The following is a 273-nucleotide window of genomic DNA, read 5'->3' on the forward strand; positions in this document are numbered from 1 at the left end:
TAGCGCGAGGTCTTGCGATCCCCCGCTTTCATCCAAAGATCGTATGCGGTATTAATCCGGCTTTCGCCGGGCTATCCCCCACTACTGGACATGTTCCGATGTATTACTCACCCGTTCGCCACTCGCCACCAGGTGCAAGCACCCGTGCTGCCGTTCGACTTGCATGTGTAAGGCATGCCGCCAGCGTTCAATCTGAGCCAGGATCAAACTCTTCAGTTCAATACCTGTTACTGTTTTCGGTCTCTCTCGAGACCGGTCGCTCACTCAAAGCTG

General features: G+C 54.6%; 1 rRNA gene. It reads right to left on the minus strand.

Annotated features, from left to right (window positions below):
• Positions 1 to 219, minus strand: a 16S ribosomal RNA gene (locus tag AB4Y40_RS42935); the annotation flags it as partial.
• Between the last annotated feature and the right edge of the window lie 54 nt (positions 220 to 273).

Source organism: Paraburkholderia sp. EG287B (assembly GCF_040965595.1).
In the GTDB taxonomy this organism is placed as follows: domain Bacteria; phylum Pseudomonadota; class Gammaproteobacteria; order Burkholderiales; family Burkholderiaceae; genus Paraburkholderia.